This is a genomic window from Tardiphaga sp. 20_F10_N6_6 (assembly GCF_052076045.1).
Lineage (GTDB): Bacteria > Pseudomonadota > Alphaproteobacteria > Rhizobiales > Xanthobacteraceae > Tardiphaga > Tardiphaga robiniae.
Genome location: NZ_CP197239.1, coordinates 35,140 through 54,660, shown reverse-complemented (window position 1 = coordinate 54,660; position 19,521 = coordinate 35,140). Strand labels below are relative to the sequence as shown.

Sequence of the window (19,521 nt, the reverse complement as noted above, 5' to 3'; positions counted from 1 at the left end):
GATCGCCGGCCGCTTCGATCATCAGACAGTCATCGTGTGATCTGTGTTCTTGAACACCATGTTCACGATATCAGCGTTGCTGGTTCCGTACCCGACCAGCGTTGCGACATCATGCGTGTTGCCGGAGAAATTGCCAGCACCGGTCGTGTCGACCTGCACGAGGACATTGCCTCCGTTCTGCGTCAGATGAACGTAATTATTGATGTTCGATCCATCCGCTTGCAAGCCAGCAATGCTATCGAGCAAGCCCGATATATCGATCTTGTCGCCTTCGGCATTGCTGAAGTCGATGATCTTGTCGAGATTGCTTGCACCGATCTCGTTTGCACCGAACTTGAAGATGTCGGCTCCAGTGCCGCCCACCAGTACATCGTTGCCCGCACCACCCCACAACGTATCACCGCCAGCATTGCCAACGAGCAGATCGTTGCCGCCGCCGCCGGACAGGATGTCATTCTGGCTGCCGCCGAAGATCAGATCATTGCCGGTGCCACCTGTGATCTTGTTGGCGGTACCGAGTTCGCCCGCAACGAAGTTGTCGCCAGACGACAAGGTAATCGCGCGCGTACCGTCGAATTCGAACGGATCTGCAGCGATGCCGCTCTGGATTGTGTAGTCGTTGCTTCCCAGGTTGTAACCGTAAACCGAGCCACCGTCGAAATTGATGAGCTCGACCTGGAACCCATTCGTCGAGAAATGGCCCTCAACCGTGACCTGCTGGCCGTTATACTGGATCACCAAGTCGCCGTAGAGGGTGTCGGTGCTGTTATCGAAGGCGTAGAGACCGGACATGGCCGCGCCGCCCGTCTTGATGACGATACGGTCGAAGTCGCTGTTGCTGGCGTTGAAGCCCTCGTTGATCCGATCGTTGCTGCCGTCCGTCAGGCCAAACACGTAGGTGTCGTTTCCGTTGCGACCACTGAGCGTGTCGTTCCCAAGCCCCCCGACAAGAGTGTCGTTGCCGGTGGACCCGGTGATGACGTCGTTGCCGGCGCCACCGATGACAGTCAGATGCGCACCGTTCGTGAAGGTCGTGGACGACGCGTCGACCGTCAGACTGTGCGAAGCCGATGACGCACTTCCATCGATAATCAGCATATTGCCGACCGCCGTTGCCATGTCTGTATTGGCATTGGCGCCGAGCGTCACGCTGTTGGTGGCGTCGCTCAGAATGAGATGCTCGACGCCGGTCACGTTCGCAAACGCGCTGTCGGCGATCGTCACGGTGGCGGCATTGCCGGTGATCACGATTGAATCGTCCCCGGCACCGCCGGCCACCGTGTGCGCAACACCAAACTGCGTGGCGGTGAATTTGAAGGTATCGTCGCCGGCACCACCCTTGAAGGTATTGCTGGCAAAGCCTCCGGCCACGAAGACAAAGTCGCCGCCGTTGGTCACGAGAGACGCATCGACTGCAAACGTTTTGGTCGAGCTCGTGGTGGCCGAACCATCGATCGTCATGGTCTGGTTGCTCAGGATGTTGGCGTTGCCGAATGTCAGGCTGACGTCCTTGCCAGGATTGACCAAGACGTTGACCCGATCGAAGCCGGTAAAGCTGCCACCGCTGCTGCCCATCGTTCCGAAGTTGAAGGCGTAGCTACCGCCCATACCGGTCGTGTTGACCGTCATGTTGAAAGTGTCGTGTCCGGCGCCGGTTACCAAATCGGCTGCATTAAGCGTCGTTGCCGAAGCTCCACTCGTTTGTGTGTTCACCGTGGCCGTCACAGTGTGGCTGCCGCTGACATAGAAGACATCGTCGGCAAAACGCGTGAGCGCCGCGGTACCGGTGAAGGTTGTCGTGTCGAGGGTAAGGCTGGCCGTATCGGTAGCGGTGGAGAACGCCGTGGCATTGCCGTTGACGGTCGTATCGGCCTTGCTTCCAACGGTGCCCGAGGTCTGGTCCCAGGCCCGGAACGTAATCGTGCCCGTGCCAAAATCATTACTTATGGATTGCTGGAAATAGATCTTCGCATCCGGCGGAAGCAGCAGCGCGGCGGCGGCACTGACGTTGCCGAAAGGCACCCAGGTGCTCGAGCCCGCGAGCTGATAGTACCAGCTGCCGTTGAAGCTCAACGTGTTTGCCACCGTCGTGATCGCAATGCCGGTTGTTGCACCGGCATCGACATCCGTCACGTTTCCGGGACCGGTGCCGATGCCCACAAGCGAGGACACCAAAGTGCCGACGCCCGCTGGGATGGCGACCGGCTTCACCGTCACGTCGTCGAGATAAACCGTTTTATTCGCCGCAGTATCCGAAAGCACGAATGACAACGTCGTCGACGTGGACGTTGCCGTTACCGTCGTGCTCACCTCGGTATAATACGGCACACCACCGTTAAGTCCCTGAATGCCAGACACCTGATAGACAGACGTCCCGTTCAACTTCAAATCGACCTTGCCGCCGTTGTTTGAGCTGTCCGGACCATAGTTTGAAGCAACCCAGTATGTGACGACGTATTGCTGACCGATCTCGGTGGCGAACGTCTGCGAGAGCGTCCCGGGCGTCGTACCCAGGAGCGCCGCAGCGTTGTTGCCAGTGTGTTCGGTGCTGCTCGTGAAAACAACGCCGCTGCCACTGGTCGTCCAGCCTGTCGACAGCGAGCTCTCGAAGCCTCCGTTGACCGCCTTCTCGGCGCCGGTCAACAGACCGTCCTGATTAGCCTCGTTCGCCAGCGCCACCGAACGGGCGGCGTCGAGGACCGGGGCATGATTGACGCCGATGACCGCCGCAGTCGGAGTGCTCGTAACAACCTCGCCGAAGCCTTGACCATCGGTGTAAGTCACCTTGACCGAAATCGCGTGACCGGCGTCGCCGGCAGCAATTGTGTAGTTTGCACTCGTCGCATTCGCGATGTTCACGCCATCGCTCAGCCACTGATAGACGACATTGGTTTTCGCTCCGTCCGGATCGGTTCCGAGTGTCGACTGAAGGACATCGCCGATCTTCGGCGCAGTTGCCGTCTGGGTTGTGTCGGTGACAGAGATCGTCGCCGCCCCGTCGTTCACCGCATTGACCGTCACTGCGATCGTGCCCGTCGAGGTCGCGGTATCGGTTGCGAGGCCGGTGGTGAGCGTGGCGTGATCGACGACGGTCACGCTGACACCGAGGTTGAACCCGCCATTGTAGTTGCTTGGCGGGGTCATGGTGAGATGTGCGAGGTCGATCCCGGCGGGATTGTCGATCACCCAGACGCCGTTCTGCAGCGTGCCCTGGTTGAAGGTCGTTCCGGCGGGATAGCCGCTGAGTTCAATATGCGTCGCCTTCTCCGAACCATCGGTATCATGTAGCGCGATGTGGACGGCGAAGGTGCTGTCTTCGTTGCCGCCTGAGGCGGTCAGCACCGCATTGTCCGCGACCGGGCGGATATCGACCGTGGCGGTGGCCTGGGTCGTCATAATTCCATCAGTCACTTGGTAGGTCAGGATCACGGTTCCGCTGGCATTCGCAGTCGGTCTGACGGTGAGGTTACCGTTTGACTCCAAGCTGGCAGAGTCGAACGGGCCCTGGAAGCCACCGAGGCCGCCGGTCAAATGCAGGACATTGCCGTCGGGATCGGTATCGTTGGCAAGGACGTTGAACGTCACATTGTGATCTTCATCAGTGACATAGACGTCGTTCTGCGGCGTCGGCGCATCGTTCACCGGGGTGACGTTGATGTGAATCGTATCGGTATCGGTCAGGGCGCCGCCGGAACCGGAATAGCCGAGATCGGACGTGGTGACCGTCAGATCGACCCCGCCGTTGTGGTTGAGCGCGTCCTGATAGACGACGCCGTTGGCCAGAGCCAGTGCGGCGTTGATATCGGCCTGGCTACCCGTGAGGGTGACCGTAGCCGAGCCATTGCCGGCGATGGTGACACCTGAGCCACCCAGCACCGTGAGCATACCGCTGGTGACCGACAGGGTCGTCGTCACCGACGACGTACCAGCATCGCTATCGCTGATCGACAGGCCCGTGATGGCGAGCGGGGTATCCTCGGCGACCGTGAGCGGACCGGCTGGCAAGGTGTTGATCGGCGCGTCGTTCACGCCGTTCACGGTGAATGTGAAGGTGCCGGGGAGCGGCGTCGAGCCGTCCTGGTTGCCGTCTTCCACATAGACCTGGAAGGTCGTCGGCGAGCCGTCCGAACCGTCATGGGTGAACTTGATGAGGCCGGCCGCCAGCTCGGCGGCCGTGAACGACGTCGCCGGAGCGCCGCCGTTCGTGATGGTGCCGTGCTGAACGCCCGACACGTGGAAGACGACCTCAGAGTCGATGTTGTCCGGATCGGTGTAGCCGAGTTCGGTGGCCGTGAGGGTGTGAATGCCACCTTCGGTCACGGTTGCCGCGAGCGGACCTGCCAGCGACGGCGCGTCGTTCATCGGCAGCACATGCACCGTTGCCGTGTGCGTGATGCTGTTATCCAGACCATCGTTGACGACAACCGTAACGGTCCGGTCGCCCGTGCTCGGAGCATCGCCGGTGTACTGATAGACAACACCGCGCATGATGGTCTGGTAGACGGCGTTGGACGCATCGCCGGTCACGGTGAGAACGCCGGTGGTCGCGTCATAGCCATAGGTCAGGCCGGCCATCGTCAGAGCGTCCGTCGTGCTCGTATTGAACGACAGACCCTCGACACCGAGCCCATCCGGCTGAGTTGCCAATGTGACCTTCATCGAATGCATCGTCGTGGAATCGACGTCGGTGATGGTTGCGCTGCTCAGGATCCACTGCGGTAACTGCTCGACGGCGGTGACAGCGATGTCATTGCCTGCCGACGCAGCACCGTCCAGATCGACGACCGGCGCGTCATTGGTGCCATGGATCTTGATCTCGACCACATGAGTGTCCATGCCGCCGTGACCGTCCGAGACCTGGATCGTGTAGGAGATCTTCGATTCCCAGCCATTCGGCAGGAAGTCGAATGCTTCACCCTGCGAGTTGAACGTCCAGGCGATGTCGCCCGTCGTGCTGCCAGCCGCCTTCACCTGGCTCGCGTCGAGCGAGAGGAAGCTCAACAGCTGCGCTGACGTGAAGTGATTCTCGATTCCAGATCCCGACGCCGAGACCGAGAGAACACTCGCCGTAACGGCGTCAGAGACATCGACATCGGTCACGCTCAGCGTGCCGCCGGCGGTCAGGGCGGCGTTGGTTTCCGTCAGGAACCTCGCATCGCTGTCGCCATTGTCGACGTGGATGACCGGCGCATCATTGGTGCCGTGGATCGTGATGGTCACGGTCTGGTTCGCCGTCGCGCCGTGCTCGTCGGTCACTGTTGCCGTGAAAACCTGCGTTTTGTTTTCACCTTCGGCAAGCGCCTGCGTGGCGGTTTTGCCGTTGTCGAGCGTATAGCTCCACACGCCGGTCACTGGATCGATGGCCATATTGCCATAGGTGGCCGGGCCGTTGATCGACCAGGTCAGCACCGCTCCATGATCCACATCCGTGGCCGTCATCTGGCCGCTGGCGACCGGCAGGAAGCCATGCGCCTGATCCCAGGCCAGAGCGTTATTCGCAACCCCTTCCTCGCCGCTGTAGATCGGACGGTCAGTCAGACCGACTGCAAGAATCTGCGCCTTCAGGTTCGTCAACAGCGCCTGATCCGAGGAGAACTTGTCATCGATCGATGGCGTATCGACGGCGCCCAGCAGGTTGTCGTGCATCGACTGCACACGATCGGGAGTGCCATCTTGCACACCGCCATTGATATAGCCGAGCGCGCCGTCCGGCTGGTACTTCACGATCACGTCGAGCAGCGGACGTCCGCCCTGCTGCAGATACTCACCATAGACGAGGCCGAGCAGCACCGTGCCCTTGTTGATCGACTGCGCATAATAAGCTGCATCGACATTGGGAATCACACCTCGGGCGTCGTCCAGATAATCCCAGACCGCCGCAATGGCGTCAGCCATGGTAGCACCGGCGCCAAGCGTTGCCTGGACGGCCAACACCACGGCCTTCATGTCGGCTGCAGTATTGATCGTGCTCCCGATCGCATCATCCGCCACGCCGTCAACATCCCGGACCGGCTCGAATTTGTGATCGACCGCGACCTCCGCGGTGACAACATTGTTCAGGCCACCAGCCTCGAACACCACCGCCGATGCCGCGCCCGACGTCATCACCGGTGCGTCGTTGGACCCGGTGATCGTTACCGTGACCTGAACCGTGTCCGTCGCACCATGGTCGTCCGTCACCGTCGCGGTGAAGGTCTGCTGGACGGAGTCCCCCTGTGCCAGCGCCTGCGTGGCAGGGAGCGTGTTGTCGAGCGTGTAGGTCCACTTGCCGGTGGCATCGATCGCCATCGTGCCGTAGGTCGCGGGTCCCGCAACGGTCCACGCCTGTGTCGCACCGTGATCGACGTCCGTCGCGATCAACTGACCGGAGATCTGGTCTGCAAATCCATTGGCGACATCCCAGGTATGGGCCGCCGTGTTGCCTGCGCTGCCCGCATTGCCGCTGGCATAGGGGCGGTCCAGCAGATCGGGATCGATCGCCGAGATCTGGCCTGCAAAGATGCCATGCAGCGGGTCGGCGCCATAGCGCTGCTGCAAGGCGGCCTCGCTCAGATTGCCGAGCAGGTTATCGTGCAACGACTGCAGCCGCTCGGGAATGCCATCGTTATTGGCATCGGCCGTGTATTTCGCGACGACATCGAGCAGCGGCGTACCGCCGTTCTTCACATAGGCCGCATATTCGATGCCGAGCCGCGTGAACGCCTGGTTGATCTTGATCTGGTCCGCGCCCTGCGCGACGTAGGCGTCGTCCAGCGCATTCCAGATGATCGTGATCGCCGTTCCAGCATTCACGCCAAGCTCCGACTGGATCGTGGCGAGCAGCGCGTGAACCTGCGACGGATCGGCCTGCAAAACAGCCAGTCCATTCGACACCAGAGAATGCGCCAGGATTGCAGCGGCCATCGCTGGCGTCGGATCGAGACCGCCGCCCAAGCCGGCCTCGTTGACGCCGGACGGATCTCCGGATTCAATGATTGTGCCCACGACGACCGAGCTCGTGCTGATCACTGGCGAGTCGTTGGTGCCGACAAGTGTGACGGTGATCACGCGCGAGGTCGTGCTGCCATGGCCATCGTCAACCGTGATCGTGAACTTCTCGATCTTGGTTTCACCGGCTGCCAGCGGATTCAGGTCGGCATCGGTGACGTGATACTGCCAGTTAACGAAGCCTGCACCGTCGTTCGCCGTTTCTTCCGAGACGACTGCGGTCAGGTGACCGAGGTAGCCCGTGGCCTGCGGCGTCACGGTCAGCGTATGAGTATCGCCCTGATCGTCATAGATCCAGAAACCGCCGCCATTGTAGCCGCCATATCCGGGAGGTGCATCGAATTCGACGCGATCGGTCGAAGACCCGGCTTGCGGATCGGTCTCCGCATACTCGGTCATCGTGCCTGCGTCTGGGAATCCTTCCGACGTCGTCACGGCGTCATTGGTACCGTGAATCGTGAACTGATAGACCCCGGACTTGCTGTCGCCATCCGAGTCCGTGACCGTGAATGGCACCGACAGGGTTGCGATCTCACCTTCGCTCAGGCCGTTAAAGCCCCAGCTCGGATTAACCGTCAGCTTGCCGGTCAACGGGTCATAGGACAGCGTCGGCACGCCGAGTGTGGTGCCTGTCGGAGTGGAAATGGTGGCGTGTGCCGTGTCGAACGCCACGGAGCCCGGACCATCGGCACCGAAGCGGAAATCGGTTCCGCTGACCAGCGTCACGACGGACGCACCGTCCTCGCCAATGTCGGCATGGAAGACAGGTAGCGATGCCGACGCCTGAACGAGGCTGACATTCGCCAGATAGGTGCCGGTATTGTCGCCCGCGCTGCCGATCTCCTTGAAGGTGACGGTGTTCGCGCCGGCAGTCGCGGTCAGATCCAGCGTCTGGACCGTCATGGTCCCGGTTGGCTGGTAGGTGTGGACCAACACGCCGTTCCAATAGACCTCGAGTCCTGCGGATGACGGATTGGACGCGCCGATTTCGAAGCTGAGCGTGTAGTGCTGGCCGACTGGCAAGCCGTTGATGGTCTGGGAGATCGCGATATCGCCCGGGGTTGCTGCGAGATCGACCATCGGATGGCCGTTCGACGTCACGACACCCAGGTAACCGCTCTGAATACGCTCCAGCTGAACGCCGGTCTGACCAAGCTGCGTGCCGGTGATCTTCCAGCCGGTGCTGTCGGTGGCCCACTGGCCCCAGGATTCGGTATGCGCAAAGGCGCCGCCCGCGAAATCGCCATTGGTGAGCAGGTTTACCTGCGTCAACGGTCCGGAGATCACCGGCACGTCGTCGCCCACGACGACGCGCAGATAGCTGTCGATATAGTCGCCGTCACCATCGGTGACGCGGTAGTTAAGGTTGAAGGGCTCGCCCTGCTCGCCATTGCCGCCCGGATGATGGATCGCAGCGAACTGCACCACCGTATAGGCACCGGTCGCGGGGTCCAGCGTAACCGCGAAGACCTTCACGTTCACGCTGTTCTGCAGCTGGTAGATCTCGTAAATGTTGCCGTTGATGACGCTCGTATATCCTCCCGTCGGCAACGTCGCACTGACCCAGGACAGATGACCGTTACTGTCCGCACCGAAATTGTGGCTGAGCGTACCTGACGCCGTCGCTGTATCGCCGGCCTCAGGATTGCCGTTGATCAGTGCATCATCCTGCACACCTGCACGCTGCACGGTCGTTGCCGGAATGGTCGGAACCGAATCCGTCACGTTGACGTCAATGACGCGATCAACGAAGTCGCCGTCACCGTCGGTGGCACGGATGGTGAAGTTGAGATCGAGGGTGTTCGAACCCGCTGGGTGATCCAGATTCTGGAACAGGGTGAAGATATAGGTCGGATTCGCAGGCGAGCTAAGAGCCACGATAAAGACCGGGTTGTCCACGGTGTCGCCGACCTTGAACGCCACCAGCTGCTTCTCGCCATACTGGGTGGTCCGAAGCATGTAATCGAGTGCCACGCCGTCTGACGTCAGGCCGGCCGGATGCGCAGGCTGGCCGTTGCCGTCGGTCGCAAAGTCCAGATGTGTGCCGATCTTGTCAGCACCGAAGGCGATCTTCAGGCTGCCGTAGGCCACCTGCGCCAAGGGCGTATTTGTTTCGTCGACCGTCACAACGGCCGCGGAGCCGACCAGAACGGGAGCGTCATCAGCGACAGTAATGATGAGCTGATCGTGCAATGCCACGGTATCGCCGTCGCCATCGCGGGCGGTAATCGCCGAAGACAGATCGAGCGTGAGCGCATCTGTTCCACCAGCGGCGACGATGTCTTGATGACCCGAGTTCACCGTTGTCTGACCGCCTGGGGCACCCGGTCCGGTCAGATCGAAGTGCACGTTTGGCGGCGTCGAGATTTGTCCAACGTTGATGAAGATCGTCGTGTGTGCGGCAATCGACAGCGGATAGTCGGTGCCGCCGGCGGTGTTATCCAGAACCCAGTTAACTGCTGTGTTTCCGCTGTTCGTGACGCTAATGATCACGTCACCGTCCGGCAAGCGTCCTTCAAACGCGCGAGGGTTACCGTTGATCGCCGCGACTGCGTAGATTTCGCCGGGATTGTCGATCGCTGCAACCGGCACCAAGGTATTATCGATCACGTAATTCGCAACGTGGTCGAGCGGTCCCTTGAGCGTGAACGTATAGGCGCCGGTCGTGGCATTGACCGCGAAGGTGAAGATCTGGTTAGCGCCGGCCCAGGCGATAAGCGTGTTGTTGACGACCGTATAGGTCAGTGCAACGCCGCCCGAAGTGAGCGAGGTGAGTGACGACGACAGACCCGTGGTCTCCACCACGAAGGTACCAGGTGAATCCGCTCCCATTGACACCAGCGAGGACAAATTCCCGATAAAGATCGAATCGTCGGTACCCGCATCACCATTCTTGTTATCGACGTTTCCAGCCTGGGTGCCTGTCGACAGGTCGCCAGTAGCGGTACTCAGTTCGCTCTCATGGACCGTCGCTATAAGTACGGTCCCGGTCGCAACCGGCACATCATCGACAATGCTGACCGTGATCGGCACGTTCAGCGCGTCACCATCGGCATCCGTCGCGACGACGGTGAAACCAAGTGTCAGCGGATCGCTTCCCGGTGCGTGATCCAGCGGGCCGAACAGCGCAACCGTGTAATACGGGTTGCCCGGCTCATAGAGCGTGATGCTGAACACCGCCGACTTCGAAGGGTCATCAACCCGATAGGCAATCAGGCGCTCATTGTCGCTGCCGGCCGATTCCGGTTCGACGCGATAGGCCAACAGGACGCCGCCGGAGTGGAGCACCGGCCCGACAACGTTGCCGTTGCCATCCTTGGCGAAATTCAGATGTTTGGCATCGCCCTTGTCTGCGCCCCAGCTGACATTGAGGAAGCCCGTATGTGCATCGACCTGGGACAGCCCAACTTCGTTGACCGTGACCGTCTCGGCAGGCGCAGTGGCCACCGGCGTATCATCATCCACCGTCACGCTGAACGTACCGGACACGGTATCGCCATCGGAATCGCGCGCCGTATAACCAAAACTCAGGCTGACATCATCCTCGCTGCCGCCAACCGGATGGTCGATCGGCTTGAACAATGTGAACTTGTAGCTGCCATTGGCGTCGTCGGAGAGCGAGGCCTTGAAGACCCAGTTCGACGTGTTGCCCGCAACGAAGGTGCCGGTATAGCCGACCACCGTCGTGCCGTTCTCGAGCGCCTGATAGTGCACGGCCTGGCCTTGCGACGTGAGTGCGATGGCCGTCACGCCCGCGGTCGCGATCACAGCCGGCTGAAGTCCGCTGGTGGCGGAATCCGAGTCTGTAAAGTAAACAGCGCGTCCGGTCAGGGCCGCCACATTGCTGGAAACGCTGTTCGCAGCGCCCGCGCCGTCCTGCACGCCGCCCGCGTCAGACGTATCGCTGGCATCCGCCCCCCAATGAATGCCGAGGGAACCCGTGGCAATCGCAGTGCCGGGCGCATCGCCCTGCCCGCCGGCATTGCCGCCGCTCAGCGCATCCTCGTCGACGATCGACGCCGATGTGTGAAGCTGAACATTCGCGAGGAATGTGCCGCCGTTGTCGGCGACACCAACTTCGCGGAATTCGAGCGTGTTTGTTCCGGCAACGGCCGTGAAGGTGAAGCTGAACTGCTGGAAGCTGCCGGTCGGATTGACCGTGCCAACGAGCTGACCATTCCACCACACCTGCGCCGTCGCGCTGAAGCCTTCCGGCTTCGCTGCATCGAACGACAGCGTATAGCTCTCGCCGGCGGTGAGATTCGTCAGCGTCTGCGTGATCGTGACGTTACCCGGCGAGGCATCGAGATCGACGACGCGACCGCCATTGACGGGATCGGTCACGTACCAGCCCGACGGATTGCGTTCGAGGTCGGCGCCGGTGATGACCCATCCCTTGGTCGCGCCGCTCGCAGCCTGGCCACCCCAGCCCATCGCCGGACCGAAACCGGCATTGTCGAGGAACTGGCCGTTGTCGATCAGATTTGCGCCCGGCGCCGGGTTGGTCAAGGTCGGCGCGTCGTCATCGATGGTGACCGTGAAGTGTCCATTCGCCTTGTCGCCGTCACCATCCTTGGCGGTGAAATTAAACGTGAAGACGAGATCATCATCCTGACCCGCGATCGGATGATCGAGATTTGCATTCTGAGTGAACGTGTAGGAGCCGTTTACCGCGGCGCTCGAAAGAACAGCCGAGAATACCACCCTGGCATCGCTGAGCGATATCGGCGCGATTGCGCCCGTGTAGCCGATCAACGTCACGGCATCGATCATCGCATAGTGAACAGCCGCGCCATTCGACGTCAGCGAAGCGGTAACGTCGTTGGCATTGGCGTCCTTGACAACGAGGTTGGCCAGACCGTTCGAATGGTCGGTGAAGGTGACGGCGGCGTCGACCACGATCGGGCCGCTGCTGGTATTCTGCGTGACGACCAGGTTGTCGGCCATCACGTAACCGCTGAAGCCGTTACCAGTATAGATCTCGAGCCTGTCGATCAGGACATTCGCGAACGGTGTACCCGCGGCATTGAAATGCGTGGGCGTGCCCGACACAAGCGACGCGACATTGGCCACGCTCAACGTGTAGGTCGCGACGAGATTGTTGTTGGAATCGTATCCCTTCAGAATGACGGTCGGTGTCGTTTGAGCACCCGACAGTCCCAGGTCGATCGCGTCCAGCTTGAACGGCAAGCTGTCATTGGCATTGATGATAATCGGATTGTTGATGCCGCCGAACACGATCCCCGAGGCAGATGGATGATTGACCGTGCCCTGGGTGACGATCAGATCGGCAGTCAGGTTGCTGTTGCCGCTGAACGTAAATGTCTGCGTCGACGTGCCGCCCATAACGGTCGCCGCCTTGCCGTCGGCTCCGAACGCAATCGCCAGCGAGCCAGACGTGGTGCGCGTACCATTGTCGCCCTGGGCAATCGTCAGATCGCCCGGATAACCGTCGTCCTTGTTGCCGCCGGCCAGATTGCCTTCATCGACGAAGCCCGCCACGGCGGTCCCGAGGACGACGGTGTCATCGTTGACATTGACGGTCAGCGAGCCGGTCGCGGTATCACCATCGCCGTCGGTAACGGTGATGTTGAAGGTCAGCGCCTTGTTCTCTTCCGCCGTTCCAGGCGTTGCATGCGCGATCGGCGCGTTCACAGTCAGCGTGTACGAACCGTTCGCACCAATGACCAGAACCGCGGCTGAGCCGTAATGCGAGCTGGTCGCTGTCCAGGTCGTGGCGCCATTGGCGCCCACCACGGGCGAGCCCCAGGTCGCGGTCTCGGTCAGCGCGAAGCCGTTGGCATCCTTGTAGACAACGCTGAAGGTCGCGGATGTCATTGCGACCGATTTGAAGCCATCAGCACCGGCGGTGAACAGGCTGCCGGCAGCTCCCGACGTAGTGTTCGTATCTGGGCTCACATCGCCAGACACACCTCCGGCGTTGGCCGGGAACACCGTCTGCGCTTCGTCATCGAGCGTCGTCGCGGCCGTCACGGTGCCCTGGGATACCGGGGTATCGTCATTGACGTTAACCGTCAGCGATCCCGTGGCTGGATCGTTATCGCCGTCGGTCACGGTGTAGTTGAAGGTCAGCGACAGGTTTTCTTCATTGGCTCCAGCCGTCGGATGCACCAATGGCCTGGAGGTTGTGAAGGTGTAAGAGCCGTTTGCACCAATCGCCAGCGTTGCCACGGTGGCGCCACTGACGGCACCGATCGCGGTCCAGGTGGTCACGCCACCCGATACACTTGCCGATCCCCACGTGACGGATTCCTGGTGAGCAACGCCGTTGGCATCCTTGTAAATCGTACTGAATGCCGTCGTCGTCCCAAGCGTCACGCTCTTGAACCCGTCCGCGCCGGCCGAGAACAGCGCACCGGCTGCGCCCGTTGCCGAGGTGGCATTGGTGACATCGCCGGCGCCGCCCGCATTGCCGCCAGCAAACGCATCGTCGTCCAGTACCGTCGCCGCGGTTACCGCTCCCGTCGTAACTGGCGAATCGTCATTGACCGTGACGGTGAATGTCGATGCCGCTGTGACATCGCCATCGGCGTCCGTGGCCTGATAGCCAAAGCTGAGGGTGATATCGTTCTCGTTGTTACCTGCCGGGTGATCGAGATGCTTCAGCAGGTTGAAGGTATAGTTGCCCGAGGATAGATCGCTGAGCGAGACCGTGAACACCTGGCTGCCAGCCGATGGCGGCGTCGAGCCATTCATCGGGTTGCTGCCGGTGTAGCCATAAACCGTATTACCGACGACCCACAGTTTGACCTGCGCCCCATCGACGGTCAGAGGGCCGACATTGGACATCGCATTCTGGCCATCGCTGATGCCAGAGAACGCAACCGAGCGATCGGCCGCCCCGGAATTGTTGTTGTCAGCTCCCCAAGAGATAGCAAGCGATCCCATCGCTGACGTTGCGGCACCGGGGAGATCTCCGGTGGCAGGCTGCGTGTTGCCGCCCGTCAGACCGTCCTCATCGACCGAAACCGCCTGCGCCGTTCCGATAGACGGCCGGCCGTTATCATCGCTGATCGTAACCGTGAAGCTGCTGCTGTCGGTGTCACCGTCCGCATCCGTGGCGACGAAGCCAAGCTGCAGCGACAGTGCACTGCCCTGGCCAGATCCGACGTGATCCAGATTATCCAGCAGCTCGAAGGTGTAGGTACCGTTGCCCGTATCGGACAGCGTGATGTGGAACACCTTGCGATCGTTGATCGTCAGCGAGCCGCCGTTGTCGTTGGCCATGCCCCAGATCTCCGTATCGGAGATCCGCAGGAACTGCACGGTCACACCGTCTGACTTGAGCACGGGACTTCCGGAGCCCGTGGTGTGCACGCTGTCGCCGGAGTCCATGGATGACGAGAACGCGACCGAACGGTTTGCAGTGCCGCTGTTGTTGTCGTCCGCGCCCCAATTGATGTTCAGCGACTTGTTCAACGCAGTCTGGGGCACGAATTCCTCGCCCCCGCCCACAATGGTCGTATCTTCGGTCAACGTCGAAGCAACCGGTGCGCCGATTTCCGGCACGTCGTCGCGGATCGTCACGGTAAAGTTGCTGCTGCTGGTATCGCCGTCACCGTCAGTCGCGGTGTAGCTGAAGGTCAGGTTAACCAGATTGGTGCCGCTGCCGGTAGGATGATCGAGGTTACCGAGCAGCTTGAAGGTGTAGGAGCCATCATTGGCATCGCTGAGCGTCACTTCGAAAATGCGCGTGCCGCTTGCCAGGTTGGCGCCGATATAGCCGACCAGCTTCTGACCGTCGAATGCGTATTGAACCGTCTGGCCATCCGAGCGGAGCGTCAGGTTCTGGCCATTGCTGTTCTCTGCATCGACGTTGTCCGCCGCCGAGTTGAAGCGGAAGCCCACAGTGCGATCGCCGAGCCCGCCTCCGGCGGACGGATTCGCGTCATCCGCGCCCCAGGAGATGTTGAGATCACCGGTAGCGGTCAGACCGGGCGCATTCGGCGATGTGCCATTCGAGAGATCATTTTCATTGATGGTCCGGCCATCGCCGGTATGTGCCTCAGGCGCGTCATCCACGATGGAGACCACGAAATCGGCCGTCGCGGAGTCGCCGTCGGAATCGGTGGCCTTGATGCCAAAAGATAGAGTCCGGCTGTCATCATTCTGCCCCGACGCAGCGTGATCGATATTGTCAAACAGCGTGAACTTGTAGCTGCCATCACCACTATCGGACAGTTCAACGGTGAACACCGTGCGAACGCCAGCCTTGGCAGTCAGTACCGTTCCGTCCGCCGAGATCGAATAGACGATCGCGGTGCCGTCCGACGTCAGACCCGTGGCCCCGGCTGCGGTCGTGAAGACGACCGAACGGTTGTTTGTTGCGCCCGAATTATTGTTATCTGCGCCCCAGTTGATGTTGAGATCACCGAGCTGAACGGTCGAGTTCGGCGCATCCGGGAATGTCGTGTCATAGAACGTGGTCGGCAGACTGTCTTCACGAACGGATTCGGACTCCGTGTTACCGATCGTCGGCACATCATCCTTGACCGTAACGCTGAACACGCTGCTGCTCTTGTCGCCGTCCGAGTCGGTGGCCGTATAGTCGAACGTAAATGTCAGCGTGTTCTGGCCATCGGCGGTCGGATGGTCGACATGTCCGAGCAGCGTGAACGTGTACGAGCCGGCGTTGTCATCGTCGAGAGAGACGACGAACACACGGTTGAAGAACGGGTTATTGCCGGTATAGGCGACGAGATCCTCGCCAATAATAGTGTAGTGGACGGTTGCTCCGTCGGATGTCAGATTCACGAGATTATTATTGACATCGCGCACCGCGACGTTGTCCGCAGCCGCCGTGTGCTCGAACGACACGGAACGGTTGGCAACATTCCCGCCATCGTGATCGTCGGAGTTCCAGTCGATGTTCAGCCGGCCGCCGACCTGCAGGTCGAAGAAGTTCGGTGACGTCCCGCTCAGGAGATCGTCCTCGTCCACGCCGCGCGTGTCGCCCACGCCAGCCACCGGCACGTCGTCGGTCACATGAACGGTGAAGCTGGCCGGCGCCGTCGTGTCGCCGTCACTGTCGGTCGCCGTGAAGCCGAAGGTGAGCGCCAGGTCGTTCTTGGCGTTGCCTGAGGCATGATCGAGATTGTCGAGAAGCTTGAATGTATAGGTACCATTAGCCGTATCGGACAGCTGAACAGTGAAGACCGTCGTTCCACCTGCCTTGGCCGTCAGCAACTGGCCATTATCCGAGAAGCTATAGGTCAGCGTCGTCCCGTTCGATGTCAGATGCAGCGCGTTCAGGCTCGTCAGCGTCGCGGCGGAGAAGGCCACCGAACGATCGCTCGTCCCTGGTCCTGACACCTGGTTGTTGTCATCCGAATTCCAATCCACCGCGAGTGAGCCGGTTGCGGTCGCGGAAATGAATGCGTTCGACGACGACGGACTGGTGCTCTCGACGAGAGTCAGGACATCCGGGGTACCGATGCCCGGCGAGTCGTCGGTGACATTGACCGTAAAGGATGCAGGCGACGTGGTATCGCCGTCGCTATCAGTCGCCGTGAACGAGAATGTCAGCGGCACGCTGGCGCCATTTGCGCCGGCGTGGTCGAGATTGTCGAGCAGATTGAACGTGTAAGTACCGTTGCCGGTATCCGAGAGCTGCACAGTGAACACCGTGCGCGCGCCCGCTGTCGCTGTCAGCAACGTGCCATTGTCAGACAGCGTGTAGATGATCGTCTGGCCGTTGGAGGTCAGACCCGACGGCGCCGCGCTGGTGGTGAAGGCGACGCTACGATCATTCGTGCCACCTGCGTTGGCATCATCGGAATTCCAGTCAACATTCAGCGAGATGCCGTTCAAGGCCTTCGCGATGAATGCGTTGGAGCTCTCGGCTGATGTACTCTCGACCAGAGTTTCACCAGCAATGGCGCCGGTCGTCGGCACGTCGTCGTTGATGTTGACGGTGAAGGACGAACCGACCGGGTCGCCATCGGCATCCGTCGCCGTGAAGTTGAAGCCGAGTGCGATCGACGCGCCATTGGCTCCGACGTGGTCCAGGTTATCCAGCAGGGTGAAGGTGTAGGTGCCGCTATTGATGTCCGACAGCTTCACGGTGAAAACGACGCGTTCCCCCGCCGAGGCAGTCAACAGCGTTCCGTTTTCCGACAACACATAGGTGATGGCCTCACCATTCGAGGTGAGCCCGGAAGGCGCTGCGGCGGTCGTGAAAGCGACCTTGCGGTCGATCGACGCGCCGTTGTTGTTCACATCGTCGGCGCCCCAATTGATATTGAGCGAAACATTATCGAGCGACGTCGACACAAAACCGTTCGTCGCACCGCTTTGGGTCTGCTCGGACAGCGTCTGGCTCTCGATTCCACCTGCCGTTGGCACATCGTCGGTAATGTTGACCGTGAAACTCGCTGGAACCGTCGAGTCGCCATCGCTGTCGGTCGCAATGAAGCCAAATGTCAGCGCCTGGCTGCCTTCGGAGCTGCCCCGATGGTCCAGATTGTCCAGCAAGGTGAAGTCGTAGCTGCCATTTCCGCTGTCGGACAACTGCACGGTGAAGATCGTGCGCGCGCTATGGCCTTCGCTGGCCGCAGTCGTCGCCGTCAACAACGTGCCACCCGCGGAGATCGTGTAGATGATCGTCGCACCGTCGGAGGTCAGACCCAGCGCTTCGAGCGCGGTTTGGGTTGCTGCGGTGAATGTAACCGAGCGATCATGCGTGGCGCCCGGGGTGTTCGGATTCTGATTGTCCGAACGCCAATCGATGTGCAGCGATACGGCGCCCGTATCCTTCGGCGTAAACGAACCTCCGACCACCAGCAAGGAGGGCATGTCCCCGCCACCTTCGCTCGGCGGCGTTTCGCCGTTGCCTTCGCTCAGTGTGCTTGCGTCGGCCGAACCGGTCACAACCGGCACCGTATCCGCGATCACCGCATGCAGCGTGCCGTTGACCGTATCGCCATCGCTGTCCGTCGCAGTGAAGTTGAAGGCCAGATCGATATTCTGGAACGTGGCTGAACCATTATCGTGATCCAGCGAACGATACTGGGTGACGACATAGCTGCCGCTATTGCTGGCGTCGGACAGGGTCACGACGAAGACGACGTTGTTGGCAATTCCACCTTCGCCACCCTCGCCTTCACCGCTCGGCGTGCCGCTCTGCTGCAGATCGGCGAGGCTGGTCGGCGCGGTCGCGCCTGTATAGGCAACCAGCACAGTGCCGTTTTCGAGCAGCACGTAGCGGACGGTCTCGCCATGCGACGTCAGCGTACCTATGGCCGTTGCGCCGTCGCCGGTGGCCGTCACCTGCGTGTTGGCAAACACGACCGAGCGGTCGCCCGTTGCGCCGGTGGTCGCGGATACGCCGCCATCGACATGATCGTTGTAGCGATCGGCACCCCAGGAGATTCCCAGCGAGCCCGTCTGCGTCGCCGGATTGCCGGACAGCGGATCCGTCAGCGCGGCATCGGCAGGCGTGCCGATCACTGGCGTATCGTCGTTGATGCCGATCGGAATCGTGACGGCCACAGTGTCGCCACTACCATCCGTCGCGATCACGTTGATCGAGAGATTGATCGTGTCTTCGGTACCGCCGATCGGATGATCGAGCGGACGCAACAGCGTGAAGGTGTAGTTGCCCTGCAGCGATGAAGCATCCAGGGACACCGTGAAGACCTGATTGGCGGCAACATTGAAATCGCCACCGACATAGCCGATCAGCACGGGCTGGCCGTTCACGGTGGTGAAAGCGAGCTGAACGGTCTGACCATCCGAGGTCAGGCCGGCGAGCGTCGGCTGATTGAGCGAGAATGCGAAGCTGCGATTCGAACCATCGGTACCGAAATCGACATTGAGCGAACCGGTCACGGACGTCGCGGTGCCGCCCGTGTCACCGGTGCCGCCGAGATTACCTTCCGCAAAACCGTCTTCGTTCAGCGTCACCGCCGTCACGCCGCCGGGAATCGGCGACGGGTTAGGCGTTCCATCGTCCAGATTGTCGAAGCCGCCGCCGGTGTCTTCGCCCGTCAGCAGCGCGAGACGCGCGCCCGAAGCACCGAGCGCGCCAACGGTCGCATCACCGAAATTCGCGCCGCCCGTCGGGCCCGTTGCACCGCCGGCTGCGGGCAGAACGGATTGATCGGTGGTGATCGGAAATGTTTGCGCGAACTGCTCGCCTGTCAGCGTGCGATCAGAGCCCATGTCGAATGCGAGATCGGTGAGCGGCTTGCCCATCGAGTCGAACACCGGATCGACAGTCACCGTCGACTGATTGTCGAACAGGATGATCAGCTTTTCACCGACCTTGACGAAGGTCAGCTTCTCGCTCGCGATATCAGCAAAATCGAGCTTGGTGTTCCCGTCGAGATGGACCGAAATGGCCTGCCCATTTTGCGGCTTCTCGAGCTTCAGGTTCTTCGGAGACGGCGGGGTCTGCGTGGTGGAACCGGCGAGCTGCGCGAGCAATACGGGAGCGTTCATGACTACAACCTCAAGCTGATCGGACCGAAAAACGTCCAAGTCCTGCGAGGGTTAAAATATTCTTAAGAACGC

General features: G+C 60.9%; 1 protein-coding gene. It reads right to left on the bottom strand.

The features are described 5' to 3' along the window. Positions 1-21: 21 nt before the first annotated feature. Positions 22-19,449, bottom strand: a complete 19,428-nt coding sequence (locus tag AB7813_RS00140; protein WP_441227843.1) for a T1SS-143 repeat domain-containing protein — start codon at positions 19,447-19,449, stop codon at positions 22-24. Positions 19,450-19,521 lie beyond the last annotated feature (72 nt).